Here is a 26,179-nt window from a genome sequence, read left to right as displayed (position 1 = left end):
ATGGCAGATTCTTTCTCTAAAAAGGAAAATTTCAAGAAAAAAATTCAAAAACAAAAAGAAAAAGCAATAAGACGCGAAGATCGTAAGACAAATAATAATAAAGGAAAAGGTCTTGATGATATGCTTACTTATGTTGATTCATATGGTAGATTGACTACCACACCTCCTGAAGAAAGAATGGAGATTAATCCTGAAGATATTCAGTTAGGAGCAGCTCCAATTCCTGTAGAGGAGTTAAGAAAATCAGGTATCGTTACGTTTTTCAGTGAAAAAGGTTACGGATTTATTACAGAAGACAATAGTAAAGAGAATGTATTTTTCCACAGTAATAACTGTATACATCAAGTAAAAAAAGGAAATAAAGTTTCGTTTGAAAAAGAAAGATCTCCAAAAGGATTTTCGGCTATCAATATCGAACTTGTAAAATAAATAATACAACAACAATTTTTAATACAAATACAATGCAACAAGGCACAGTAAAATTTTTTAACGAAACAAAAGGTTTCGGATTTATCTCTCCAGCAGACGGAGGACAAGACATTTTTGTACACTCTTCAGGATTAAAGACAAGAACAATTCGTGAGAATGACAAAGTGGTTTTTGATGTACAAAAAGGTGAAAAAGGACTAAATGCAGTAAATGTAACTTTAGCTTAATTTTCAATTAATATATCGATTCAGGTAAAGCCCCATTTCGGGGCTTTATTTTTGTTTTCAGGAGAAAGTTAATATTTTTTAAATTTTATCTTGAAAATATTTTGTCAGAATCAAAAAACATTATATATTTGCACCACCAAAAACAACGATACAATCGGAGTTTAAGGAGAGATGGCAGAGTGGTCGATTGCGATAGTCTTGAAAACTATTGACTGTAACAGGTCCGGGGGTTCGAATCCCTCTCTCTCCGCAACAATACGAAAGAAGACATCTTCTAAGCGTGGAAAAAGCTGATAAAGCCTGCAATTTTTGTAATTGCAGGCTTTTCTTTTTTTTAAGAAATTGCTATAATTTTCAAAAATACTCATAATTATTGTGGCAGGTTCGTGGCAATAAATTTTTTTGAAAAATAATGCCACAAAAATTAGTGTAAATAACTGTTAATCAACGGGTAAAGCACTTTAACGACTTGACTTGAGAACGCTTTAGTTCGACATTTATTAAACTTTAAAATGTTGAATTATGTTAGAAACAAGCTATGGGCTCACTTTCTTTTTGAAAAGCCCACAAAAGAAAACCACACAGATCAGATACATCTATCTGAGAGTTACCGTAGACGGAATTCCAAAAGAGACTTCTACAAAGATGAAATGGGATGCCCGCAGATGGGACCAAGACTCAGGTCGGGCAGTGGGCACTAAAGAAGATGCCCGCACGCTCAATTTTTTCCTGGAATCATTAATCACAAAAGTAAACCAGTTTAAAACGGAATTAATCAATGAAGAACAGACGATTACTGCCAATGGAATTATTGATTTTGTGAAGGGAAAAACAGTTTCGAAAGCAAAAGTGCTTGAGGAGTTCCAATTGCACAATGATGAAATGAAGGCTTTGATTAAAACGGAAGAAGTCGCAAAGGGAACCCATACACGGTATGTTACTGCACGATCTCATGTGCATGAATTTATACTTTTTAAATACAAAAAGGACGATTTGGAATTTCGTGAGCTTAACTATGAATTTGTCACAGACTATGAGTTTTATTTAAAGACCGTCAGGAACTGTTCGAATAACACCACCTTGAAATATATATCCAATTTAAAAAAGATTGTTCTGCGGGCTATCGCAAAGGAGATTATTTCTAAAGACCCTTTTACCTTATTTAAGGGTAAAAAGGTGAAGATTAAGAAATATCCTTTGACCAAAGCAGAATTAGATCTGCTGGAAAATAAAAAATTTTCCAGTGAACGGCTTGCGACAATCCGGGACATATTTATTTTTCAATGCTATACCGGACTTGCTTACATCGATGTTTATCAATTAAAAAAAGATGATATAAAGCAGGGAGTGGATGGACAATTATGGATTATGAGCAACAGACAAAAAACAAAATCCAATACTGATATTCCCTTACTTCCAAAAGCGATGGAGATCATGGAAAAATATAAAAATAATCCTGTCTGTGTAAAGAAAGGAATTGTACTTCCAGTGAAATCGAATCAAAAGATGAATGAATATCTGAAAGAAGTTGCAGAGCTAAGTAATGTTTACACTGCGCTCAACACCCATAAAGCGCGAAGAACATTTGCCAGTACGGTCACCCTTAATAATGGCGTCCCTATTCACGTTGTGAAAGAACTGCTGGGACATCATTCGGTGAGGCAAACCGAGGAGTATGCTATTACTGAACATGAATCAATTAGTAAAGAAATGACAGGGTTAGGAGAAAGATTGTCCGTGGTAATTAAGGAAAAAAATGACGATGATTTAAAGAGCTTATTGGAACAGTTCGGAAATGATCTTGAACAATTAAAAGAAAATCAGCTTGCCATAAATCCTGAGATTTATGAGCAGATGCTTTTTGATTTTGGAGAAAGGCTTAATGCATTAAAAGTGTTGAATGTTAATTCCAATCAACCTGATAGGCTTGTCTTTCCGAGCATCACCCGGGGAGACCGGAATAGTAATCGTGGGCAGGCGAATAAAATCTAACAAGATTAGTGTATGGACTCTAAAGGTTTAAAAACTCTACAGTACTTCGGTATGCAGGATGATATGATGGGCTATATTTTATATAGCCCAAATCCTGAAGCTGTTTAAAATATTTGTGATACGTAGGCAGCGTATTTATATGTGATAATACCATTAATTTACTGCGGCTTACATGTATTAATTTTTTTTCATTCTGAAAATAGGCAAGCTGAACCAAGGCGATCAATAATGTCATATGCCAGACATTCAGTCGAGGGTCTTTTGCTACCTTCTTTAGGTAGATTAACCATTGATCAGCACTATTAGTTTCCATCTCCAAATAGTTTTAACAGGTCTGTTCTGCTATAATAGTAAGAGCCCATCACCTTTCGAAAACGGATTTTTCCTGAGATACGGATATTTTGAAGTGTAGCAGGTGAAATATCTAATATTTTACGAATAGACTTACTTCGGAGCCACTCCTCGGATTCAGGCTCAATATCTGGTGATTTTTTTTGATTGAATAATTTTTCGAGATCATTTAAGAGCAACATTCTAAACTGTCTAAGATCATCCTTAGTAACATTTTCCATTTTGAGAAGTATTTGAATGGAATAAATGTATACCTCTCTGGTTATTAAATAGCTAATGTGGCTTTGAGAGGCTTTCTTTTGCGCTTTTAGGCTTTATGAATTATTTTTGGTGCTAGTAATAAAGTAGAGTTCAATTTTTTAATCTGCAATTTTGTGGTTATTAATTAACGCTTTTCAAAGAGTTTAATAATCATATATTTTACCATGTTATTTGGCAAGTGCCTGATCAAACTGCGTATAGTTTCACATCAAGGTTTAAAATCTTTACTATCCTCGTACTTTAGTCAAAGGTGCAGATTATATTTATATTAGTATTTATTTTCACTAACCTAATGATATGATTGAGGGTATAAAAAAGGTTGAAGCTAAAGATCTTAAAATTGGGAATTATCTGATCAATTTAGGATTAATCCGCAAAATTGAGCAGGACGGTGATTATTATATAATTACAATTAGAATTAAAAATGAAAAACACGTTTTGAAATTTATGCCAGGTGAGCAATTGCTGATCATGGAGAATGTAATTGTCGATGACCCCTCGGAATACTTAACATCTTTACGAATGATAAATCTCGCAAAAGATATATTTAAAACAAAGAGAGTTCATATCGATAAAAAAGCAGATTTAAAGCCAAACATAGAATAGACGGATACAATCATCCATTGAAATTAACTGTATAAAAATATGGATTGGTGCAGGTTACTACTGATCCGTAAAAATCAGTGCATTGAAAATGCGGTTTTTCTGCATCAGGGATTGCAGCGGCATCCTCCGGTATGGGAGATATAGCGGAAAGCCCGCCCGACAGGGATGCCATAAATAATCAATCCTCTTGGCTGACCTTATGCCTATTACATTTATACTGCTGTTATCCCTTATGACCTAATCTTGATTTAATTTGAGCGGCAGCTTTTGAGAACTCACGTGAGCTCACCGGCTTACCTAGAAACATGGACTTCTGAAGATCTATCCGTGGGTGCGAATATAGTATGTCAGAACTAATAAATACCACTAACCCTATGTGCTCAACTTGGGCGGCTAGATCAATACCCGAAATATATGGCATATTGATATCTGTAAATATAACATCAGGCTTTAGTTCTTTTATCTCCGTTACTGCAGTTCTTGGATCGGTCGTAGTACCGATAATCCTGAATAACTGTGTTTCCCTGATAAGGTCAGTAATAAAAGTGATGCAATGATGTTCATCATCAACAATGTAGCATGTAAGGTTCATAATTAATTTGTCAAGTGATTATTCTGAAGAGATGTCTTGGATCTGTTTTAAACAATTAAGGGTCTTGTTATTTCCGTTGGTAATAAAAAAAATTGGCTGTACCACAAATGAGGTCAGGCACTTTTTTGTTCCAATGGTCAAATACTTTCGTGTTTTCATTAGATAATTTGTACTCATAAGTTGTTTTTAAATATGTGGATTAATATAATTAATGTTCATAAAATTCAACGTATGGATCAGTATTAACAGACAGCGATTGAGCGTTTTTATACTAATTGTATTGTGCGTATATCACTACATCGAAAATATATTTAATCTAAGTAAAAAGTCCGTCGGTTACATATATCGGTGCATTTTCTACATGCATCGTATTATTTCCTTTATGAATGACTTACTTTAAATAAAAGGTACAAGAACAGTCCAATAAATAATCGAGCACGAAAAAAGTTACTGTAGGTTTTTTTAATACTAGACGTATAAACTAAAGTCCAACTCGCACCTATGCAATATTGTAACTTATCATAAGTTTATTAGTGAATTGGTGTAATTTGGGGATATCGAAATTTCCGGAGGTTGCATCCAACAAAAGGAAGTCAATTTAGGTTTGCTTAATGAGAATAAAAACCTAAAAGATTAGAGATAATTTAATAGTTTGTGAAAAATGCAAGATAAAAATCCGAAGAGCGTCACTTCGGATTTTTTAATTGATTAAGTTAGTTGTGGTGGTCACTTACAATGAGGGAATATCAAAAGTCAGTATCATTGGAGATAAATGGATGTAGGGAGCTATATGACAATGACAGTACAGACGGATGGTATGTCTTAGTTTATTCATTTCTGATCGGTTTATTCGACATGATAATCATAGGTTTAGGTTCAGCTCAAAACTAAACCATGTGTTCTAAAACCAGTTGGCACAAATAACCAGGTTTTTTCAAGGGTGGCAGTTTGAACTGGTGCAAAGTGAGCATTTTACTTTGGCGAGCAGTATGTTTTGACTTAACAAAGGGGGCTTACTCGGGTGGTTTAGATTGGTTATTTTGGTTGACTATGGATTATTTATTTGCTTTCGTATAATAAAATCCGGCATATTTTCTGCCGATTGATATTCTTAAATCGTTACTTAAAACTAGATAAGACCTTTCTAAAGTTTTAATATGGCTTTCGGCAATTATAAATGATCTGTGTATCTGAAAAAAGCCTCTGTCGCGGGGCAACAATGCAAAAACTTCGGATAATGTCGACTTGGAAAGAATAATTTCCTGGGTTGTGTAGATTTTCGTAGCTCTTTCCTGAGCCTCAACGGCAATAATGTCAGCAGCCCTGATATTCAACAAGCGGTTTCTTTGCTCAGGGCTTTTAACTATCACCATATCAATGAAATCCCTTTTACTATAATTCTCATAAACAGGGAACAGTCTTTTTACTGTATGGAAAAATTTGGATGGTGATATAGGTTTCAATAGAAATCCGTCAGCTTCCAATTCGTAAGAATCAACAGCGTAATTTGCAAAACCAGTTGTGAAAACAAATTTATTAGTCTTGTCTTTGATCAAGCTGGCAAGCTCAATACCATTCATTTCCCGCATTTCGATATCCAAAAATACGATGTCGACCGGTTTTTTTAACTTCCCGATTTCTGCCAGGGCGGTCAATGGATTATTAAAAGATTTAAGCAGTTTTAGTTCAGGCGTCAGGGCGATATAATCCGATAAAAGTTCCAACGCAGAGAATTCATCATCAATAATAAAACAGGTATACATTCCCCAGTAGTTAAGAGGTTAATTTTATCAGGGATATCTGTCGTAAAAATAAGGTTCTGTATTTTCTTTTGCAAGTCATTTCTTGTCAGTTTCCTGGTGAAATGTCGTTCATGTAGCCTCGTTTGTCGTTCATGTCGTCTGGATTGTCATTGGTGCAAAAAATTTTTTATTAATGCTTTTTGAAATATGTTTGGGGAATTTATTCAATAATAAACTTTAAAGAAAAAATTATGAAAATTTTAAAATTGACGCTATGTTTGTTAATGTTAAACATTGCATCTCACGCCGGCTTAGTTAGCAAAAGTGCTCCAATGCTCAGAGAAACAATGAAGTATAAAGACTCTTGTGGAAACAATTGGATTTTGATCATTCATTTTGAGGATCAAGGTAACGAAACAGATAACAACAACGAAAGAGCAAGCCACTACGGGGACCTGATTGACGGCTTGGAACAAAAGTGTGCCGATACGCCTACATAGAGTTAAAATATCTCTATCATTTAATAAACAATTAGGTGGCAATCCGTTGCCACCTTTATAATTTTAGTATGTACAGAAAAATAAGTATTTTATTTTCCATTCTTCTCCTATCATTAACAACAGCGTTTGGTCAGACAGCCGATGTAATTTCTTCATCTTACCGTTATCATGTTTCTTTCGTTGATAAGGGCAAAACGGTAGTTGATGATATCTGCCAGCTGGATGTTTCAAAAAATCAAAGCTATTTCTATAGTTTGGGCAATGAAGACCGAAAGAAAAAAATTACAGAGGCATTCGTAAAGGCTCAACAGACCGGAACTGTAGCAACGCTGACCAGTAAAGATTACAAAAAAAATATTTACAGATATTCAACCATTAAAAATTATAAATCCAAACAGGTAATTGTTTCTGAAAGGGTTAGTAGCCAGCAGTTGGCTATCGTGCAGGATACACTGTCCTCTAAAGGCTGGATGATTGCCAAAGAGAAGAAAGTCATTAATAACATCGTGTGCTATAAAGCTGAGATCAAAAAGGGCGATGTCATCACGACTGCCTGGTTTACTACATCGATACCATTGCAGGAAGGTCCTTTCTATTACTATGGTCTGCCTGGTCTTATTGTAAGCGTAAAAAACAGCCTTGGCTGGGAGGCGCAGTTGGAGAATTCCAATGCGAACACCAACAAGGGCAAAATTATAAAAATCCCACGTTACACCATGGTTTCTGAAAAGCAGTTAGACAAAGCGAAAAAGAATGCCAAAGCATTGGCAGAGCAGGGTATTTATTCAAATGGCGACAAAGTTGAAAAGGTAAAAAACTAATTGAAATACCTAGTCTTATTGACTGTTTTACTGTTTGGTGGTGATTCGGTCGCCCAGACGGTAATCTCTGGGAATTTAAAAAATGAACTTAATACCGTTGTAGAGAATGCAAATGTCATTCTCTATGAGAGGAAAAGCGACGATATCGTCGCTTATTCTGTTTCTGACGGAAATGGTAATTTCTCACTGTCTTTTAATAGTGATTCTGACAGTTTAAAGCTGGAGGTTAGCCTTGTAGGTTATGAAAAGGCAGCGGTGTTCTTAGCCAATAAAAAAGGACAGAAAATCAACCTGATCCTTAAATCGGCAATCAACCTTTTGCCAGATGTGATCATTAAGGAAGAGGCAATTAAGGTTAAGGGAGATACGATAAGCTATAATACACGATCGTTTTCGGATAAAAGTGACCGTGTAATTGTCGACGTTATCCGTAAACTTCCTGGTATAAAAGTGACCGAAACAGGTCAGATACTCTTCAATAACAAAGCCATCAACAAATTTTATATTGAAGGGAAAGACCTTTTGGAAAACCGTTACAGTATAGCCAGTAATAATTTACCAGCGGATGCCGTCGAGCAGATACAGCTTTTACAGGATCATCAGCCCATCGCATTATTGAACGGGATAGAACAGAGTGACAGGGCAGCCATCAACATCAAACTCAATCGAAAATCTAAAATGCGTATGCTGGGTAATGGTAATGTGGGCCTTGGATTAAGTCCGCTCGTTACGGACAATAACCTCACGCTTCTAAAATTTGCAAAAGGTATTCAGTATATAAATTCTTTAAAATATAATAATGCCGGGTTTAATCTGGACGACGAAATTACAGAACAGAATTTTTCACCGAATTTATTCAACAGTGGAAGTGTAAAGCAGGATCTTATTTCTTTGGTAAAGACCAGTGTACCGCCAGTTGATCAATCAAGATATTGGTTTAACAGTAATGCACTGGCTACCGGTAATTATCTTTTCGGACTGAGTAAGACTTTTGACCTTAAATTTGGGGCAGCATTTGAACATGACCGGATCAAGGACAATACCTATGCCCGGACAAGGGTCTATCTGCCCAATGATACGATTGTGATAGATGAAGGCCATACGGGCCTCAATGTTTATTCTAAATTACTGACTAATTTAACCCTTGAGGCAAATACCCAAAAGATTTATTTGAAAGATGGCCTACAATTCCAGAGGGTCTGGGGCAGCGCGAATGATTATATCACCTCGACAAACATACATCAGAATGTCCGAAATCCTTTCATTAATCTGATAAACGATCTTTCCGCCTTGATTAAATTAGGGAACAATTTAGTCGGTATCAGTTCTTACACCTCGTATAGCGATCTTCCACAGCGGTTAACGGTTCAACCGGGACAATTTGACGATGTTCTGAATGGCGGTCAGCCATTTGATCAGCTTTCGGAAAAGATTCAACTTAAAGGGTTCTTCACCGACAATTCAGCATCATTTACAAAAAAAACGGGAAATGTAACCATCAGTAACAAGCTGGGTGCCCTTGCTCATTTTCAAACCCTTAATAATGATCTTATCATCCTGAAAGATGGCGTTGAGAAAAGCGCAAGTGGTAATTTTTTCAATGAACTGGAAAGGATGCGCATTAAGTTATACGATGAAATCAATGGAAATTTTTCCACCAATGGATTTAACTTTTCGGTTGGACTTAGGACAAGTTTCAATCTATTGAATAATGGGAAGCCGGGCGCTAAAAAGCAAGTAACCGGTTTGTTTTTCAATCCTAACTTTAACGTGCTGTACAAGTTTAATGCCTTTTGGGAGTCAAGTATCAGTGGAGCGACATCAAATACGATAAGCTTTGATTCTAATCCAGCCTTTATTCTGCAGAACTATCGAAGCCTGGTCAGTAATGATATTCCTGCCAAAAGGGTTAGTGGTAAAAATATCTTATATCGTCTCGGATATAAAAATATTATCAATGCAGTTTATTCAAATTTTGATGTTAATTATTCCTATAACCGATCTAACATTTTGGTGAGTACCACATTTGATGGAATTTTAACAACCAGAAAAGCATTGGTTCAGGAAAATCCGTATTGGAATATTGGTTTAGGCTGGAATATCAATAAATATTATCTCAGCTTAAAAACATCTTTTGATCTCTATCTTAAATATAATAGAGGAAAATCAAGGCAGTTGCAGCAAGGTTCGTTAATCGATTTTTCAAGTAATACATACATCGCCGGAACAAAGATAAATACCAAAGTAGGGAAGAGCATTGCCATTGAACATTCCCTTGATTTAACAGTTGATAAAACATCAGGTGCTTCATTACCGGAGCCGGTCCTTTATCCCGGAACCAAAACACTGAAGCAGACATTGATGGTTAAGTGTTTTTTGCCAAATGAGTTTCAGACCCATTTAAACATGGAGCAGTATTACAATCAGGGAGGTATTTCGAAAGGACAAAATCACTATTTCGCAGATCTTACGCTTCTAAAGAGTCTGACTAAACCAAAGCTTGATTTTTCTATTACCCTCTCAAATATTTTTAATGTCAGATCTTACAATAATTATTCAAATGACGGGAATATTCTTATCAACTCAGATTATACGTTGCGTGAAAGAACCCTGATGTTTAAGGTTGGATTTCAGTTTTAAGCTGTGTATTTCAGTTAAAATATTGAACAATGGCTATACGCAACATTATACAATCGTAAATTTATTAGTTAATGGTAAAACCTAGATATTTCGGATATACCCTACGTGTTGCCAACGAATGGAAGTACATCTAGGTTTCTGCTTAATGAGAGTAAGAATCCAAATAATTATAGCTCATGAAAAATGCAATAAAAAAAATCCGATGATGCCACTTCGGATTTTTATTGTTACTTTATCACTGTAACCGCTTATAATAGGTAGTATTTAAGAAAATAGAAAAAATACAATATCGCGATCGGAACGCCTTTATAAAAGAAGAATAGGCTGGTAAAGGATTATAAAATACATTATTTGGTAATGCTCGAAGTCCAACGTTTGGCAGGAACTAATATTGATTTTCTTGAAAGCTTCCGCAAAATGACGGATAACGAAATCACTGTATTTATTGATAAAGCAACAATAAATTACCCACATCAAGAGATTGAGGATTCAACTGATAAGTTAACACCTGGGTTCTACTCTTATCTATTTGTTGAATGGCCTAATTAACTTTATGTAAGACAAACATTTAATTTTTAAAAAAAAACGAACCCAAGTGAAAAACAATGATATGAAAAATGAAATCAAAAAAGTAATTAAAGAAAATAGTACTGATAATTTTTCCAATGGAATTATTTTGGGTGCGAGTGGTAAAGGCAGATCAAATTTTGAAAAAATAATAGCAATTGCAAAAAAAGAAAATTTGACTCACGAAGATGCTCTAAAAGTCTTTCAAGAAAGAAATAATAAATCTCAATAGGGAACAATTAAAATTATGAAAATAGATCAAGGAATATATTTTCTCAATGACGAAGAAGGGGAAGATGGATATTTCCATGGAAAGTCATTAAAGTATCTATTTATTGTAACTAATTACGATGATCTTGTGATTGCATTAGAGGATTGGGTGAATGAAAGATTTAATTCGTGCAAAGTTGCAGATATTAAATTAACTATATTAGGAAATTATCAAATTAAGGTTCAGGATTGGACCGATGACCCAGCCCATGAAATGGAGTTGTACTTAATTAGAATTCCGACGGCTTCAGAATGGTCAAAATTGGGTTACTGGAACCATCAGCGTTTTTTAAAGATTGAATAAATATTACTTCCTTTGGTCAGAAATTCATAAAAAAAAGAATTATGATTATCCATATCCCACTTCCATCAGCTAAACAGAAAGTTAAAAGCCAGTGGAGAAAAGCTTCAGAAAAAAAGCAGACACAACTTAATGCGCCTGCCAATCTAAATTAACGCTCTCATTATGTAAATAATGATCGTGGGCTCTCACCCCCACGAGACTAAACTACTATAAATAATTTATAATTTCTATTTTCAAAAAAAATATTGCCGTAAATGATTGGTAATTTGAAACATACAATGAGTGTTATTGAAAATAGAAATGTGAAAAATAGTGAAAGTGATAATGAACCATAATCGTCTTGGTGTCACGGATAAGGCATGTGTTTATTAACTTTAGCAAACAAAATAAAAATGAAAATAATACTATTGATATGCCTAGCTATCCTGTCATCGTCCAGCATCATGGCTCAGAAAATTGGTTTAAATGACCGTGTAAATATTCAGCTTCCACCTAAAGTAGAAAAGATCAGCAATGCCAACGTAGCTGTTGTTGCCAAACAGAACGATATTAAATTGGCTGTACTTCCAAATTCTGAAAATAAAAGCACTTATATTAAAGATGATGTAATAATAACATTGTTCGCTTCTAAAAAAAAGGAACAGGTTGATCTTGTTAAACTAAAAAAAGGTCTTGACGAATGGGGGAAAACCCTTGCTGGATATAGTTCAAAAATTATTGAGGTTAACGGAAATAAATTCCTCATAACCCAAAATAATACAGAAAGCAAGATCCGTTTCTATGGGACAAACCCAGAGGGCACCTCTTCAGTAAACGGACTTTTGGAGTTTAATGAAAGATCAAAATCAAAGGCGGGTACAACATTAGAATCACTAATGCCAAGTATCAGTTTCGATAAGTAAAATAGTATAAGCGGGAAAAAACTTATTAATTAGGTTTTTTCTGCTTCATTCTGTATGATGAAAAGCAAGTCAATAATCCAATCGAATGAAGTAGACTCTATATCTTCATATCAATTTTTTTATCACTACTGTTTTTAACACACTTCTTCGCAATTGAAAAAAATTACTTTGATTTTATCGAATTTGACAGAATTTTCTTAGTTCTAATACGCACTTCAATACTTTTAGTTGCTACCTTTTGTCTAGGATTTGAACGATCACACCAGATTTCTCTGTCAAGGACTTCTAATTTCTTTTTTACTTTATAGAAAAGCATATTCAAATTAATTCGGTTATAAGCTAGACTTATTGCACATCCTGTGGACGTTCAATTATTTATTGTATTAATAATTGTTATAGTAATTATTAATATGGTAAAATAAGATATGCCCTTAAGTGCGAGTAGGGACATTTCCATTACTGATTACTTAATTTCTTTACAAATCTAAATATCGTACTACACCTTCTTTGTGATGCTGTGGGGTTGATTTATAGCCTGGAGGTCTACAATTCATAAGTGGTATTGAAAGACATACCTATACTATTTATGATCCGGATTGAAATAAAAGTTTTTAGCAGGACTAGATAGATGGAGGTTTTGCGTGATTTTATTATATCTCATTAGTGAGAAATATTTATAATAAATGATTAAGTTGCTGATTAAAAAGGCATCCGTGTAGGATGTCATCACTAACTAAATCCCAAATAACCATGAAAACTTTTTACAAAACCGTTCAGGAAACAATTAAAAATGCTGAACAAAAGATCAGTTTGGATTCAGAAAATGCCATTGACGAATCTAGAAGAATGACCATCTTATTAAAGGAGCTGTTAAATGAATTAAGGGCGCGCGTTTTAACAGGCGGATTTCAAGATGGGGAGGAGGAAAAAGAATTTTTCCGTAAAATAAAACCTGAAGTTCAGGGAAAGCTGCTGTATTACAATAAGGTATTCCGTATTGAGATCGGGCGTCCGGTGAATTTTGGTACTATTTACCAGACGTACTTTTTGACTCAGTTGCAACGGTTGGAAGAAAATTATAATGAACATATTTCGGGTTCCGAGTTCTATCGGTATTATCGGTCAGGCAGCAGGGAAAGGGATAACTGTTACTTTACCCGTGGAAGAATGGATTTCGATACCGGCCTCCAAAGTCATTTTTTTGAATCAGATCCGCTATTTTCCACTTACTATGATTATAAGGTATCACGGATTATAGAAAGTGATTTATTGTATGAATACCTTTTGATGCGAACGAGTAATGATCTCGAAAACAGCCGTCTTTTACTATCCGATTTCGGGAATGAATCTGTTAACTGGACCGATTCTAAAAATGCGCTCATTGAACTTATCTACGCGTTATATGCTACAGAATGTATAGGTAATGGAAACGTTGGTATTAAAAAGGTCACCCTGGCTTTTCAAAGTCTTTTTAATATCCATCTTGGTGATGTTCATCATGCGTTCCACCGCATGAAATACCGCAGCGGCAGCCGCAGTATTTTTCTGGAACGTATGAAATCTTCGCTGGAACAATACATGGATAAAGAATTTATGTGATTTCTTTTGATATCAAATTAACCTAGACTCAATAGTAAAGGCAGTAATGCCTATTGATTGATTAATGAAACTGCCTTTATTATCTGCTCTACACTCTTGCACCTTTCTATCCTATTTGCCCATGACCAGCCCATTGGCATGTTATCACTTTTTTACGGCAAAAATCCAAAAACCTTCCCATTACTGGAATTGTTTAGTCCTTTCCATCTCAAACCACACATCGGGAGCGTAAAATACCTCTTTGCTTTTACTTGTCTGCCCATATTTTTTTTAAAAAAACTTGGCAGAGAATAAAATGGCGTCTGGTCAATTTTGTATGGCATTATCCTGAAACCCAGAAGTGAAAGGGTAACGGTTGTATTAACCAAAAAAATTATAGGCCATGGAAATAGACAAAATGGAATTCAGCTTTTGGATGAAAAGAATCATGCAGCGATTTGATATCCTTTCAGATCATCTGAATTTGAACATCAGAGAACGTATGGTGCTTGATGATGAGGAGCTGTTGGATAATCAGGATATCCTTCACACCCTTAAAATAAGTCCGCGTACCCTGCAGCGGTACCGCTCTTCCGGTAAATTAAAGTACTTCACCATTAGCGGCAAATTGTATTACAAATTATCTGATGTCAGGAATTTTATACACAGTAGTTCTAACAAAACGAGGCCATCATAAAGCCAGTAAAAGACAAATAATACCGCTGGAAAGTCAATCTGGTGTGCCAGCGCGACGAGGCTTCTACTTTTGAGCACAAATCTTAAACAATCGTATCATGAGTGAATTAGAAAACGCAGCAAAAGAAAATCCTAAACAGGAAGTACCCGGTCAGTTTTCTCCCGATCAGCTGTCGGATATTTTACTGGTTTTAAACAAAGAAAAAATGAGAATTGAGGCAGTTAAGGGAATCGGACAAAATGGCGAGCTGGAAACTGTCCCGCCTGATAAGAAAAATCAAAACCAGTTCATGAAGGTGGATAAAAATGGAGATCTCTTTTCCAACTTCTTTTCCAATTTTTTCAGCCAGCTTAAAAATCCCACCAACTTTTCTTTTTTTAAAGTACCGGCTAAAACTGCTGTTAAAACAGCTGATGAAATTCAAAAGTCTATTGATGTTCCATCAGCAGACGGAAATAAAATCTTATCCAAATACGAAGTAACTGGTCATAAACAGCAGGAAAATAAACCTCAAAATCAAAATAATATGGAAACATCACAAACAAACCAGCAGGCGGCACAAAACACGACGCAGGCAAATCAAGGAGCTCCGGTAACCACCGAAAACCGTTACAAAGCGGAAGACATCGATTGGAATACCATGTCCAAATTGGGTCTTAACCAGGAAAAACTGGAGAAAATGAACGTTTTAGAGGATTTACTAAAAGGCTTTAAAACAGATAAACTTGTTCCGGTAAGTCTTAACCTTGGTACGGTCATCACCCGCATGGATGCAAGGTTGTCTCTGCAAAGAAATGCTGAAGGAGAAGTTACCGTTGCCATTCATGGTATCCGCAAAGAACCCAATCTGGATTTCAAATTCTTCGGACACGAGTTTAGTAAAGAAGATAAGGAAAACTTATTGAAAACTGGAAATATGGGAAGGGTTGTAGAGCTTGAAAATCTTAAAAATGGTGAGAAGATCCCTTCTATCATTAGTATTGATAAGCTGACCAATGAAATCGTGGCCTTAAGAACAGACAAGATCAAAATTCCGGATAATCTCAAGGGACTTGTATTGACTGCCGAACAAAAGCAAACTTTGATGGAAGGGAAGCCCCTTTATCTGGAGGGGATGACGTCGAATAAAGGGGAACTCTTTGATGGTAAGGTACAGTTTAATGCCGAAAAGCGTTACGTACAATTTTTACGTAATGATGATCTCAGCAGCAAATTACAGCAAAATATAGCCACAGAACCCAACAAAATTTTCAGGGATAAAGAGCTTACCGATAAACAGCATACAGATCTAAAAGACGGTAAGACTGTAAAAATTTCGGGGTTAGTGGATAAAAAAGGAAAGAAATACGAGGGGTACATCACCTTTAATAAAGGGACAGGCAGGACAGATTTTGACTTTAAAAATCCAAATGATCTGAAAGCAAATGTTCAGCCGGCAGAAGGGCACAAAACCCAGGTCGCTGTTAATTCAGAGGGTAAAACCAATGAGTCGACAAAAAATATCAAAGAGCCTTTAAAATCGGGACAGAAAGGACCGGACAGTGAGAAACAGCAAGACACACAGAAAGCTGAAAACAAAAGACCTGTAAGAAAAGGTCTTAAAGCATAATTCGGGCATACTAAATAAAAAAATAATTAAGATGAAATTAGTTATCGCAGAAAAGCCGAGTGTTGGCCGTGAAATTGCCGCATTATTAGGTGCTACAGAGAAAAACGATGGTTATCTATCCGGAAATTCATATTGTGTAACATGGGCATTTGGACATCTGATCACCCTTGCTATGCCGGAAGATTACGGTATAGCGGGCTTCAGTAAAGAATCCCTGCCCATCCTGCCAAACCCCTTTGAACTGATCGTACGGAAAGTCAAAAAGGAAAAGTCTTACGTCATTGATTCCGGAGCTGCCAAACAGCTAAAAATCATTGAACGGAAATTAAAAGAATGTGAAAGCATTATTGTAGCTACTGATGCAGGGCGAGAAGGAGAACTCATCTTCCGGTATATTTATCAATACTTGAAGTGTCAAAAACCATTTGAACGTTTGTGGATCAGTTCTTTAACAGAAAAAGCCATCAAGCAGGGTTTTATGAACCTTAAACCGGGAAATGATTTTGATCAGTTATTTTATGCGGCGCAAAGCAGGAGCAGGGCAGACTGGCTGGTAGGAATTAATGCCTCACAGGCATTAAGTATTTCCGCCGGAAACGGCATTTATTCATTGGGTAGGGTGCAGACTCCAACTTTAGCTTTGATCTGCAAACGATTTATAGAGAATAAAAATTTTTTGGTTCAGAAATACTGGCAGATACAACTGCAACATAGCAAGGAGTCTATAGATTTTAAAAGTATTTCACAAACCAGGTGGGATGATCGAAAGAAAGCTGAGGATGCGTTAAAGTTAATCCTTAAAAGTGGAACGGCCGAGGTCAGTACAATTGACACCAAAAAAGTTTCAGAACAGGCTCCCTTGTTGTTTGATTTAACCGGTCTGCAAAAGGAATGCAATAAGAAGCTGAATCTCTCCGCAGAACAAACGCTCACTATAGCGCAAAGCCTTTACGAAAAGCAGTTCATTACTTATCCGCGCACAGGAAGCTGCTACATTCCCGAAGATGTCTGGGCAGAAATTCCACATTTAATCAAGTCACTGAATGACCGTAAGACGTTAACCGAAGCCGTTTCAAAATTAAAGTGGGGACACTTTAATAAAAGGATCGTTAATGATTTAAAGGTAACCGACCATCATGGTTTACTCGTTACGGATAAAATTCCTTCTGCTTTGTCGGGCAACGAATCTGCCGTTTACGATATGATCGCCGTTCGTCTGCTGGAATCAGTCTGTCAGCCCTGCAAAAAGGAAATTACCACGATCAGCGCAGAGGTTCTTCATTACGAATTTTCTTCAAAAGGAATTGTGATTAAAGAACCGGGCTGGCGCATCATCCAGGGAAACTTTAGTGATGAAAGCGAAGATGCTACAGAGCCACTTCCGATACTAAAAATAGGTGATAATCTAATCATACAGGAAGCTGACGCGATAGCGAAACAGACCAAAGCACAACCCCTATATACCGAGGCAAGTCTTCTGTCCGCTATGGAAAATTGTGGAAAGGAAATTGAAAATGCGGAAGAACGCAAAGCATTGCAGAATGTGGGTATTGGTACACCGGCAACCCGGGCTGCAATTATTGAGACTTTATTTAGCCGAGATTATATCAAACGTGAAAAAAAATCACTTTTTCCAACAGAAAAGGGACTTAAAGTGTATGACTTGATCAAGGAAAAGAAAATTGCTGATGCGGCTATGACGGGCGAATGGGAGCTTGCTTTACAAAAGATTGAAAACGGAGAGGCTAGTGCAGAAGATTTTCAATTGGAAATTGAAAATTATACGAGATCCATTACCGAAGAATTGTTATCAGTTTCTCTAAATACCGAAAACCTGCCTGATTTAATTTGTCCGAAATGTAAGACCATGCATTTACTCATCAGGGACAAGATCGTTAAATGTCCTGATGCGGTTTGTAATTGGATTTTATTTCGCAGCATCTGCGGGGTACAGTTAAATGTAAAAGAAGTTGAGAATCTTGTTAATACAGGAAAGACTACGCTTCTAAAAGGAATGACAAGTAAGGCGGGGAAGAAATTCGATGCACGGATCGTATTGAATGAACAGACAGAAACAGCTTTTGAATTTGATAAGAACAGATTTCACAAAAAATAATCCGGGATAGTAAGCAAAACTTCGCTGACCTACCATAGGGGTAAACAATCGCTAGTTCCGGTAATTCTACCGCTGATCCTCCGCACGATAGGTATTGAACCTTTTATTGGTGGCGGCGCTGTATTTTGGGGTAAGAAGAAACCCAAGAGATTTGCTGAATCTCTAAACTGAGAAAAATATTGGTTTAGCAAAAAAACTCGAAAAAAAAGTAAGTGTTTCAAGCGGGGTAGAGGTCAAGGGAAAAAGGAAAATTGAAGTTTTGACAGGCAATTACAATTTTATTGATCCCGTGTAGTTTTGAAAAGAAGAAATCCCTGTTTTACGACAGGGATTGTTTTTACTTTTTAGCTTCATCAACAGAAACCTTTCTGAATTCCTTAAATAGCTTACTTAGTTCCAGAGCCGATTTACGGGCTCTTGTACCGGCTGCCTTGTTTCCTTTTTCAGCCTGTAAATCAGCATCTGCTTTGAATTTTTCCAGCTCTGCACTGATTTTTTCCAATAACTCTTTCATTGTATGGTTTTTCTAATAATGAGCTGCTAAAGTAGGAATTATAACCTATTCAAGTCAATAATAACCTGTAAAAATGCCAATCAAAGCCCAATTACCAATTGGAGTGATGCCTTCCCAATTAAAAATAACAATTAAAAAAAATAGAATATTTTATGAAAACAACAACAAACGACCTTTCGTATTTCACCTTAAGATTACAGGGACATATCAACAGCAGTTTTCCGGAATTATCAGGAGACAGAACATTTATTTCGCGCCGTTCCTCGCTCGCTGCCAGTGCCTATGAAGGAGCATTTCTTTCAGGAAATTCGATTGAACAGTGCAATGAAATTGCGGATTTCATCTTATTTGAGAACCTGCATTTTTCAAAATTCGATATGGTATTGCGTGTAGTCTGCAATGAGTTCGACACGATTATGGCTGATGAGGCGCTGCGGCCATTTGCTTTACAAATGTTCCCGGTTTGTGAATCTGTCTTTAAAGGGTATGAGCTGACTGATGACTTTGCCTATAGTATCGCATATGATGTATTGTATACAGAATTAACGGGCACGATTCAACTCTGGATTGAAGAGAATGGGCTTCAATAAGAAGGAGCATCTTCGCCAGAACATCGATGCTTTAAAAGTTGTCTTTCAGTTAGAGAGGGAGAAACGCCCGGCTACACAAAGAGAGCAGAAACTTTTACTTGAGTACAGCGGATTTGGCGGGTTGAAATTTATCCTCAATCCGGTGGAAAATGAGATCGATGTTAACCATTGGCGAAAAACAGAACATGATCTTTTTCCGCTCACGCAGCAACTTCATCAGCTTCTCAAAAGCAATGCACTGGATGAAAAACAGTACCGCCGCTATGTAGATAGCATGCGGAGTTCTGTGTTATCTGCCTTTTATACCCCGCCGGAAATAATTGATGCGATAGCGGACAGTTTAGACAACAGTGGGGTAAAAATCCAAAATTTTTTGGAACCATCGGCCGGAATAGGTGCCTTTCTAAATTCTTTTTCCCGCCAAAACATAGGCAGTGTTACTGCGTATGAAAAGGATCTGCTTACAGGAAAGGTGCTAACACAACTGTATCCTGATTGTAATATTCATACATCGGGTTTTGAAGAGATTCCTGACAGTGAGAAAGAAAAGTACGATGTTGTTGCCAGTAATATACCTTTTGGCGATACTTCTGTTTTTGACCTGTCTTTTTCAAGAGGTGGAGACGAGGCCAAGAAACAGGCCACAAGAAGTATTCATAATTATTTTTTTCTCAAAGGAAGCGATATGCTGCGTGAAGGCGGTATACTGGCATTTATTACCTCACAGGGTGTACTCAACAGCCCGAAGAATGAACCAATCCGCAGGGCATTGATGAGAGATTGTAATTTGGTTTCCGCGGTGCGTTTACCCAACAATCTTTTTACGGAACATGCCGGCACAGAGGTTGGCAGTGATCTGATCATTCTTCAAAAGAACAGTTTAAAACACGGTGTAAGCGAAGCGGAAGAATTGTTTTGTGAAAGCAGATTAACAGAATACCAAACGACAGGTAATGCCTTTTTTCATGATAATAAAAGGATCATACATACATCCAGTGTACTGGGTACAGATCCTTACGGACAGCCAGCATTGGTCTACACTCACAAAGATGGTGTGGGGGCATTGCAGGTGACTTAAAAGTAATGCTTTCGGAAGACTTCCGGGATCATTTCAATCTGGGATTATATCAAGGTGTACAAAATGAAAAATCTTTTGTACAGGTTTCAGCTACGCCACAAATAACACCTCCTGTCACGGAAACCGTACCTACAAAAAAGGAAAAACAGGATGGGGGTACCTCTACTCATATTCCTGCAAAAAGTGAAGTACAATTGAGTTTGTTTGATCTGTTTGAAAATGAGGGATCAGCAATAGACGTCGCAAAAAATACCAAAACAAAAAAGTCACCGGTTCAACAAAAGAAAACCACAATAAAGAAAAAAACATTCAATGACCGTGCCCGTCAGGGGATTTTATTTAGTGCAACCATGCAGGTGCAGGATATTTCTGCGAAGACTACGGGTACAAGCCCTGTCAATAACAATCAGCAGATAAATAGTAAGTCAAAGACTTCGCTTGGCGATCTGTTCTCAAATGTTAATGCTAATACCCAAAATGAAACGGGTCTTGTAACGAGCAGTCTTCCTCAGCCTGGAGTGTATACCGGAACGATCCGGTCTTTCCATCGAAACGACTGCCTGGTGACGAATCATGGACAGGTCGGTTATCTGAAAGATCTTAATAAAGAAAATGGAAAAGCCATGTTCCATCCATTATCACTACCAACTGCCCAGAAAGCAAAAGCAGAAGCCTATATTTTGGTAAGGGATACCTACATCGATCTCTACGAAAAGGAAGCAGAACAGCAGACCGAACATAAGCCGGAAAGAGAAACCTTAAATAAGCTATATGATGCGTTTATAAAACGATACGGCAATCTGAACGCTGCCGAAAACATCAAGCTCATCAAGACCGACGCTGCCGGCAAAGAAATCCCTTATCTGGAGCGGGTAGTGGGTGGGGTGGTACATAAAGCGGATATTTTTCACCGCCCGGTCAGTTTTTCTACCACAACACTGGCTACCAATAATCCTGATGAAGCATTGGCTGCATCACTGAACCGATACGGGAACGTGAATTTGTCTTATATGTCGCAGATCAGCGATATGGCTGCTGAAGATTTGAAGGATTCATTACACGGCCGTATCTTCTATAATCCACTGACGCAAGAGTATGATATTTCAGAAAGGTGGGTTTCGGGTAATGTGGTAGAAAAAGCCAAAGAATTGGAAGCTTATTTAGATCATCATCCGGATGATAAAGAAGCAAAAGAAAGTCTTGCTGCATTGCAAGAAGCAAAACCCCGGCAGATTGAATTTGAAGAATTGGATTTCAATCTCGGTGAACGTTGGATACCTACCGGCATCTATGAACGATTCGCTTCGCACCTTTTTGATACTGAGGTTCGTATTCATTATACTGAAAACACCGATGACTTTTCTATTAAGTGCGATCAAAAGAATGCGCATATAAGGGATAAATATGCCATTAAATCAGAAAGCCGGACTTATGATGGTATTACACTGCTCAAAAATGCACTAGTTAATACGACTCCGGATATTACGAAGAAGGTAACAATTGGTGACCAGGAAGTGAAAGTTCGGGATATGGAAGCCATTCAGATGGCTAACAGCAAAATAGACGAGATCCGTAAAGCCTTTACTGATTGGCTTCATGATCAGAATGATGAATTTAAAAAACGTTTGACTGATAAATACAACGATACCTTCAACTGTTTTGTACGCCCGCAGTACGACGGAAGCCATCAGGACTTTCCGGGGTTAGATAGAAAAGCATTGGGTATCGAGGATCTGTACTCAAGCCAAAAAGATGCCGTTTGGATGATAAAACTTAATAATGGGGCCATATGTGACCATGAAGTAGGTGCCGGAAAAACCCTAATCATGTGTACCGCAGCGCAGGAAATGAAACGCTTGGGACTGGCTCATAAACCCATGGTGATCGGACTCAAAGCCAATGTCCATGAAATTGCAGAAATCTACCGTACCGCCTATCCCCATGCAAAGATCTTATATCCGGGAAAAGAAGACTTTACGCCCCAAAAAAGATTACGAATATTTGGTGATATCAAGAATAATGACTGGGATTGCATCATTCTTACCCATGATCAGTTTGGTATGATTCCCCAATCGCCCGAACTGCAAAAGGAAATTCTACAGATAGAATTAAATAGTGTAGAAGAGAACCTTTCTGCCTTGCAAGCTCAGGGCAGTGAAATTTCGAGAGCCATGCTCAAAGGCGTTTTGATCCGAAAACAAAATCTGGAGGTTAAGCTTAAAACGCTGGAACACGATATCGAAAACCGCAAGGATGATGTGGTGGATTTTAAGATGATGGGTATTGATCATTTATTGGTAGATGAAAGCCATAGGTTTAAAAATCTGATGTTTAACACCCGTCATGACCGTGTTGCAGGGCTTGGAAACATGCAGGGAAGCCAAAAAGCACTCAATCTACTCTTTGCCATTCGTACTATTCAGGAAAGAACCGGTAAAGATATGGGAGCAACCTTTCTCTCTGGGACTACAATCAGTAATTCATTGACAGAATTGTATTTACTCTTTAAATACCTACGCCCGCAGGCGTTGGAAAAGCAGGGTATTACCTGTTTTGATGCCTGGGCAGCGATCTACGCCAGGAAAACCACCGATTATGAATTTTCGGTAGCCAATAATATTGTACAAAAAGAACGCTTTCGTTATTTTATCAAAGTGCCTGAGCTGGCTCAGTTCTACTCTGAGATCACCGATTACCGTACGGCAAAGGACATCGGGATCGACCGACCAGAGAAGAACGAGATCCTGTATAATATTCCTCCAACGCCGCAGCAGGAAGCGTTCATCAAAAAGCTGATGGAGTTTGCGAAAACAGGGAATGCAACATTGCTTGGAAGAGCTCCCTTATCTAAAAGTGAGGAAAAAGCCAAAATGCTGATTGCTACGGATTATGCCCGTAAGATGTCGTTAGACATGCGAATGATCAGCCAAGAATATGAGGATCATCCCGATAGTAAGGCTTCACACTGCGCTGCTACTATTGCTAAGTATTATAAAAAGTTCAATGCCCAAAAAGGAACCCAATTTGTATTTTCTGATCTGGGCACCTATAAACCGGAGGTCTGGAATGTGTATTCTGAGATCAAGCGCAAGCTGGTCGAAGATCATGGTATTCCTGCTCAAGAGATCCGGTTTATTCAGGAAGCGAAGAACGATACACAGCGCAGGGAGTTCATTCGATGGATGAATGAAGGAAAGATACGGGTGCTGTTCGGGTCAACCGATATGCTGGGCACGGGGGTCAATGCTCAGAAAAGAGCGGTGGCGATTCATCATCTGGATACTCCTTGGCGGCCAAGTGATCTGGCTCAACGGGATGGCCGGGCCATTAGAAAAGGCAATGAGATCGCGAAATTCTTTGCAGAAAACATCGTGGACGTTATTATTTATGCGGTAGAAAAATCGCTGGACAGTTATAAATTTAACCTGCTTTATAATAAGCAGTTGTTTATTGACCAGCTTAAAAACAATAGCCTTGGAAAGCGTACCATTGATGAAGGCAGCATGGACGAGAAATCGGGCATGAACTTTTCAGAATATGTAGCGATCCTCTCCGGCAATACGGAATTACTGGAAAAAGCGAAGCTAGAAAAACAGATTGCAGGCCTGGAGAGTGAAAGACAGGCATTCAACCGCTCTAAGTTTACCTCAAAATACAAATTGGAAGATATGACTGCAACCGTAGAGGCTATCAAATCAAGACTGGATCGGATGAAGCTGGATTGGAACAATTTGGAGAAAAGGCTAGAGAAAAATCAGGATGGAGTCGTGTTAAATCCCATTAAGCTCCTGGGGCTTGCTGCGGATGCAGAGGTAAAACATGTCGGGATGACACTGGGTGAAATTTCAAAAAAAGCAAGAACGGGTGGAGAATACGAAGAGATAGGCAGTCTGTACGGTTTTACCTTGCTGGTCAAAACTGAGATTTCTAAGAAAGAGGATACGGAAATTAAACTTAATAAATTTTTCGTGATGGGTGAAAGCAATATCAAGTACACGTATAACAATGGAATGATGGCCTCAGAACCAAAATTGGCGGCAATGAACTTTTTAAGTGCCCTGGAAAAAATACCGGGATTGATGCGGGAGGAACAAAAGAAAGCTGATGAGCTTGAGAGGGATCTCCCTGTGCTTCGGGAGGTAGTAGAAAGCACCTGGTCAAAAGAACACAAACTTTCGGAACTGAAAACAGAACTTTCAGCCATGGAAAGACAGATACAGTTATCAATTGCTGATAAAGAAGAACGTGCACCCGCCCCAGAAGGTCAGGCGGTAGAAACTGACGATGATAAAAATAAAGAAATGAATGCACCGCATATTAAAGTGAAATTGTAATGATCAACTCATTAGGAACAACTTTTAATCCTATAAATTAAGCATTTTCTTAACGACCTCAATCATTTGATCGATATCAAAAGGTTTTTCTATATAGTCATCCGCTTTGCATTCTTTTGCTTTTTTGGTACATCGGGAGATGTAGAAGTCAGTACCGCTGATAGATCTTCCGTTTCCGTATCAGATTTTAGTTCTTCAATTACCTCTGATCCTTTCTTATTTCCCTTAATGTGGTCATCTACGATCACTACATCAGGTTTAATCTCATCAATGTTATCAATAGGCTTAGTTGTTAGTGATGGAGTAACATCATAACCTTCTTCCGTCAATACATGATCCATGATATCCAGTATATCTTGATTATCCTGAATAAGAACAACTTTCTTTTCATAAACTGTCAGTATATAATGTAAATGTATGAAAAAGAATATAGAGCGTTCGAAAAACCGATAATGGGAAAATCAGCGGCATAAAATAGTAAGAACCTTTGAATCTAATGTTAGCGTTGCACGGAAATTATTCCGGATATGTTAGTGCTAAGACTTTGTGTATTCATTAAACAACATAATAAAAAACAAATTTATTTTATTTCTCGTTGTTGTGAAATAAAATATTTATAATTGTGTCGCAATCATATTCATAACATTAAAGGGCCAGTTACTGGATTGATTATTACTGATATTGATTAACCCTGTACTTAGAAACACAATTACTAAATATTTAATATAAACTCAATTTACAAATCATGAAAAAAATTATTTTATCAGCAATTTTTGCTTTGTCACGGTAGCCTTTATGCCAACATCTTCCAACGCTCAAAGTAAATCAAACACGCCATTTCCTCAAGACCAAAACAACCTACTAATGCATTGGCTGCCTGGGCGGAGGGATATGAGTATGGAATGTCACATGGTTGGGGACAGGCAGATTCTCTATACTGGGCACACGTACAGATGCAGATTTGGATTAATCACAACAGCTAAATTTGTCTTATTAAGTAGCGAGGCATTGCCTCGCTACTTAATTCAAATAAATTTAAACCAATCCCAGAAAATTCGTGAAAAATAAAATTCTACTACTTTAATTCCAGAATGAATTGAGCTGAAGAGTGGTGGTAAAAGTCCTAAACCATTTCAAGGCGCCTCTATATGAGCATCCCTTTGGCATCTCCCTCCCTAAGAGCTGTAAACAAAATGGTAAGAATCTTTGAATCCCAAGGAAAAAAATGGCAATTTGCCTCTATAATTTGATGCAAATGACAAGAAAGACTACCAGTGGCCCGATCAGGGATAAGGAAAGAACTAAAATGAAGCTTTTGACCGCGGTTGGTGATCTTAAAGAAAGAAGGTTTTACAGGTTTAAATGTAGCAGGTAGCGACAAAAGCAAATCTACACCGGAAACTCATTTACGAGTATTTTGGGGCATGGAAAATCTTGTAAAGGAGTATCTGAACAGTAG

The 26,179-nt window shown here is 37.4% G+C and carries 21 protein-coding genes, 1 tRNA gene and 1 pseudogene; 18 read left to right on the top strand and 5 right to left on the bottom strand.

Translation table 11 applies throughout. The features are described from left to right. From A0O34_RS00125 to A0O34_RS00110, 4 genes are all read left to right on the top strand, one after another. Window positions 1-429 carry a cold-shock protein gene (locus A0O34_RS00125; RefSeq protein ID WP_066749907.1) on the top strand — a complete coding sequence of 143 codons (429 nt, stop codon included), beginning with the start codon at window positions 1-3 and terminating at the stop codon, window positions 427-429. Between the two features lie 32 nt (window positions 430-461). After that, window positions 462-656 carry a cold-shock protein gene (locus A0O34_RS00120; protein ID WP_054510986.1) on the top strand — a complete coding sequence of 65 codons (195 nt, stop codon included), beginning with the start codon at window positions 462-464 and terminating at the stop codon, window positions 654-656. Between the two features lie 165 nt (window positions 657-821). Further along, window positions 822-906: transfer RNA gene (locus tag A0O34_RS00115), tRNA-Ser, on the top strand. Between the two features lie 272 nt (window positions 907-1,178). Beyond that, the gene (locus A0O34_RS00110; protein ID WP_066749905.1) at window positions 1,179-2,648 is read left to right on the top strand and encodes a site-specific integrase; all 1,470 of its coding nucleotides are present in this window, start codon (window positions 1,179-1,181) and stop codon (window positions 2,646-2,648) included. 302 nt (window positions 2,649-2,950) lie between these two features. On the opposite strand, the gene A0O34_RS00100 is transcribed toward A0O34_RS00110, so the two are convergent. Then, window positions 2,951-3,220, bottom strand: coding sequence for a helix-turn-helix domain-containing protein (locus A0O34_RS00100; protein WP_066749900.1), 270 nt, complete (start codon window positions 3,218-3,220; stop codon window positions 2,951-2,953). A gap of 337 nt (window positions 3,221-3,557) precedes the next feature. Here A0O34_RS00100 and A0O34_RS00095 point away from each other — a divergent pair, with 337 nt between their 5' ends. After that, window positions 3,558-3,866, top strand: coding sequence for a hypothetical protein (locus tag A0O34_RS00095; RefSeq protein ID WP_066749898.1), 309 nt, complete (start codon window positions 3,558-3,560; stop codon window positions 3,864-3,866). A 223-nt stretch (window positions 3,867-4,089) separates the two neighbouring features. Here A0O34_RS00095 and A0O34_RS00090 read toward each other — a convergent pair whose 3' ends face one another. Next, window positions 4,090-4,458 carry a LytR/AlgR family response regulator transcription factor gene (locus A0O34_RS00090; protein WP_066749896.1) on the bottom strand — a complete coding sequence of 123 codons (369 nt, stop codon included), beginning with the start codon at window positions 4,456-4,458 and terminating at the stop codon, window positions 4,090-4,092. 1,055 nt (window positions 4,459-5,513) lie between these two features. Then, complete coding sequence (locus tag A0O34_RS00085) at window positions 5,514-6,221, bottom strand: LytR/AlgR family response regulator transcription factor (RefSeq protein ID WP_066749894.1); 708 nt, start codon at window positions 6,219-6,221, stop codon at window positions 5,514-5,516. 311 nt (window positions 6,222-6,532) lie between these two features. Here A0O34_RS00085 and A0O34_RS00080 point away from each other — a divergent pair, with 311 nt between their 5' ends. The 11 genes from A0O34_RS00080 (at window position 6,533) to A0O34_RS00035 (ending at window position 18,204) form a co-directional block, all read left to right on the top strand. Next, on the top strand, window positions 6,533-6,700 hold the full coding sequence (locus tag A0O34_RS00080; protein ID WP_157885920.1) for a hypothetical protein: 168 nt from the start codon (window positions 6,533-6,535) through the stop codon (window positions 6,698-6,700). Between the two features lie 68 nt (window positions 6,701-6,768). Next, window positions 6,769-7,521 carry a GLPGLI family protein gene (locus A0O34_RS00075; protein WP_066749890.1) on the top strand — a complete coding sequence of 251 codons (753 nt, stop codon included), beginning with the start codon at window positions 6,769-6,771 and terminating at the stop codon, window positions 7,519-7,521. Further along, entirely contained in the window at window positions 7,522-10,161 is a 2,640-nt protein-coding gene (locus A0O34_RS00070) for a peptidase associated/transthyretin-like domain-containing protein (RefSeq protein WP_157885919.1), read from the top strand. 357 nt (window positions 10,162-10,518) lie between these two features. Then, on the top strand, window positions 10,519-10,710 hold the full coding sequence (locus A0O34_RS00065; RefSeq protein ID WP_066749886.1) for a hypothetical protein: 192 nt from the start codon (window positions 10,519-10,521) through the stop codon (window positions 10,708-10,710). Between the two features lie 61 nt (window positions 10,711-10,771). Continuing rightward, the gene (locus A0O34_RS00060) at window positions 10,772-10,960 is read left to right on the top strand and encodes a hypothetical protein (protein WP_066749884.1); all 189 of its coding nucleotides are present in this window, start codon (window positions 10,772-10,774) and stop codon (window positions 10,958-10,960) included. A gap of 15 nt (window positions 10,961-10,975) precedes the next feature. Further along, entirely contained in the window at window positions 10,976-11,302 is a 327-nt protein-coding gene (locus A0O34_RS00055) for a hypothetical protein (protein ID WP_066749881.1), read from the top strand. 392 nt (window positions 11,303-11,694) lie between these two features. Next, a complete protein-coding gene (locus A0O34_RS00050; RefSeq protein WP_157885918.1) occupies window positions 11,695-12,204 on the top strand; it encodes a hypothetical protein in 510 nt (169 codons plus the stop codon). 750 nt (window positions 12,205-12,954) lie between these two features. Continuing rightward, window positions 12,955-13,803: an RteC domain-containing protein gene (locus A0O34_RS00045; protein ID WP_066749877.1), complete on the top strand. Its 849-nt coding sequence runs from the start codon at window positions 12,955-12,957 to the stop codon at window positions 13,801-13,803. Window positions 13,804-14,185: 382 nt separating this feature from the next. Then, window positions 14,186-14,479, top strand: coding sequence for a helix-turn-helix domain-containing protein (locus A0O34_RS22015; RefSeq protein WP_082891058.1), 294 nt, complete (start codon window positions 14,186-14,188; stop codon window positions 14,477-14,479). Between the two features lie 97 nt (window positions 14,480-14,576). Next, window positions 14,577-16,088, top strand: coding sequence for a DUF3945 domain-containing protein (locus A0O34_RS00040; protein WP_066749875.1), 1,512 nt, complete (start codon window positions 14,577-14,579; stop codon window positions 16,086-16,088). Between the two features lie 31 nt (window positions 16,089-16,119). Further along, on the top strand, window positions 16,120-18,204 hold the full coding sequence (locus A0O34_RS00035; RefSeq protein WP_066749873.1) for a type IA DNA topoisomerase: 2,085 nt from the start codon (window positions 16,120-16,122) through the stop codon (window positions 18,202-18,204). 337 nt (window positions 18,205-18,541) lie between these two features. On the opposite strand, the gene A0O34_RS00030 is transcribed toward A0O34_RS00035, so the two are convergent. Beyond that, window positions 18,542-18,718 carry a histone H1 gene (locus A0O34_RS00030; protein WP_066749871.1) on the bottom strand — a complete coding sequence of 59 codons (177 nt, stop codon included), beginning with the start codon at window positions 18,716-18,718 and terminating at the stop codon, window positions 18,542-18,544. Between the two features lie 152 nt (window positions 18,719-18,870). Between A0O34_RS00030 and A0O34_RS00025 the strand changes: the two genes are divergently transcribed. Together A0O34_RS00025 and A0O34_RS00020 are read left to right on the top strand one after the other, a co-directional pair. Next, window positions 18,871-19,308, top strand: coding sequence for a DUF1896 domain-containing protein (locus A0O34_RS00025; protein ID WP_066749868.1), 438 nt, complete (start codon window positions 18,871-18,873; stop codon window positions 19,306-19,308). Next, a pseudogene (locus A0O34_RS00020) lies at window positions 19,295-24,720 on the top strand (N-6 DNA methylase). Before A0O34_RS00025 ends, A0O34_RS00020 begins: the two are co-directional and overlap by 14 nt. Before the next feature lie 89 nt (window positions 24,721-24,809). Here A0O34_RS00020 and A0O34_RS00015 read toward each other — a convergent pair. Next, a complete protein-coding gene (locus tag A0O34_RS00015) occupies window positions 24,810-25,061 on the bottom strand; it encodes a response regulator (protein WP_066749867.1) in 252 nt (83 codons plus the stop codon). Window positions 25,062-26,179 lie beyond the last annotated feature (1,118 nt).

This window comes from Chryseobacterium glaciei (genome assembly GCF_001648155.1).
GTDB lineage: Bacteria > Bacteroidota > Bacteroidia > Flavobacteriales > Weeksellaceae > Chryseobacterium > Chryseobacterium glaciei.
This window is presented reverse-complemented; position numbering and strand designations above follow the sequence as displayed.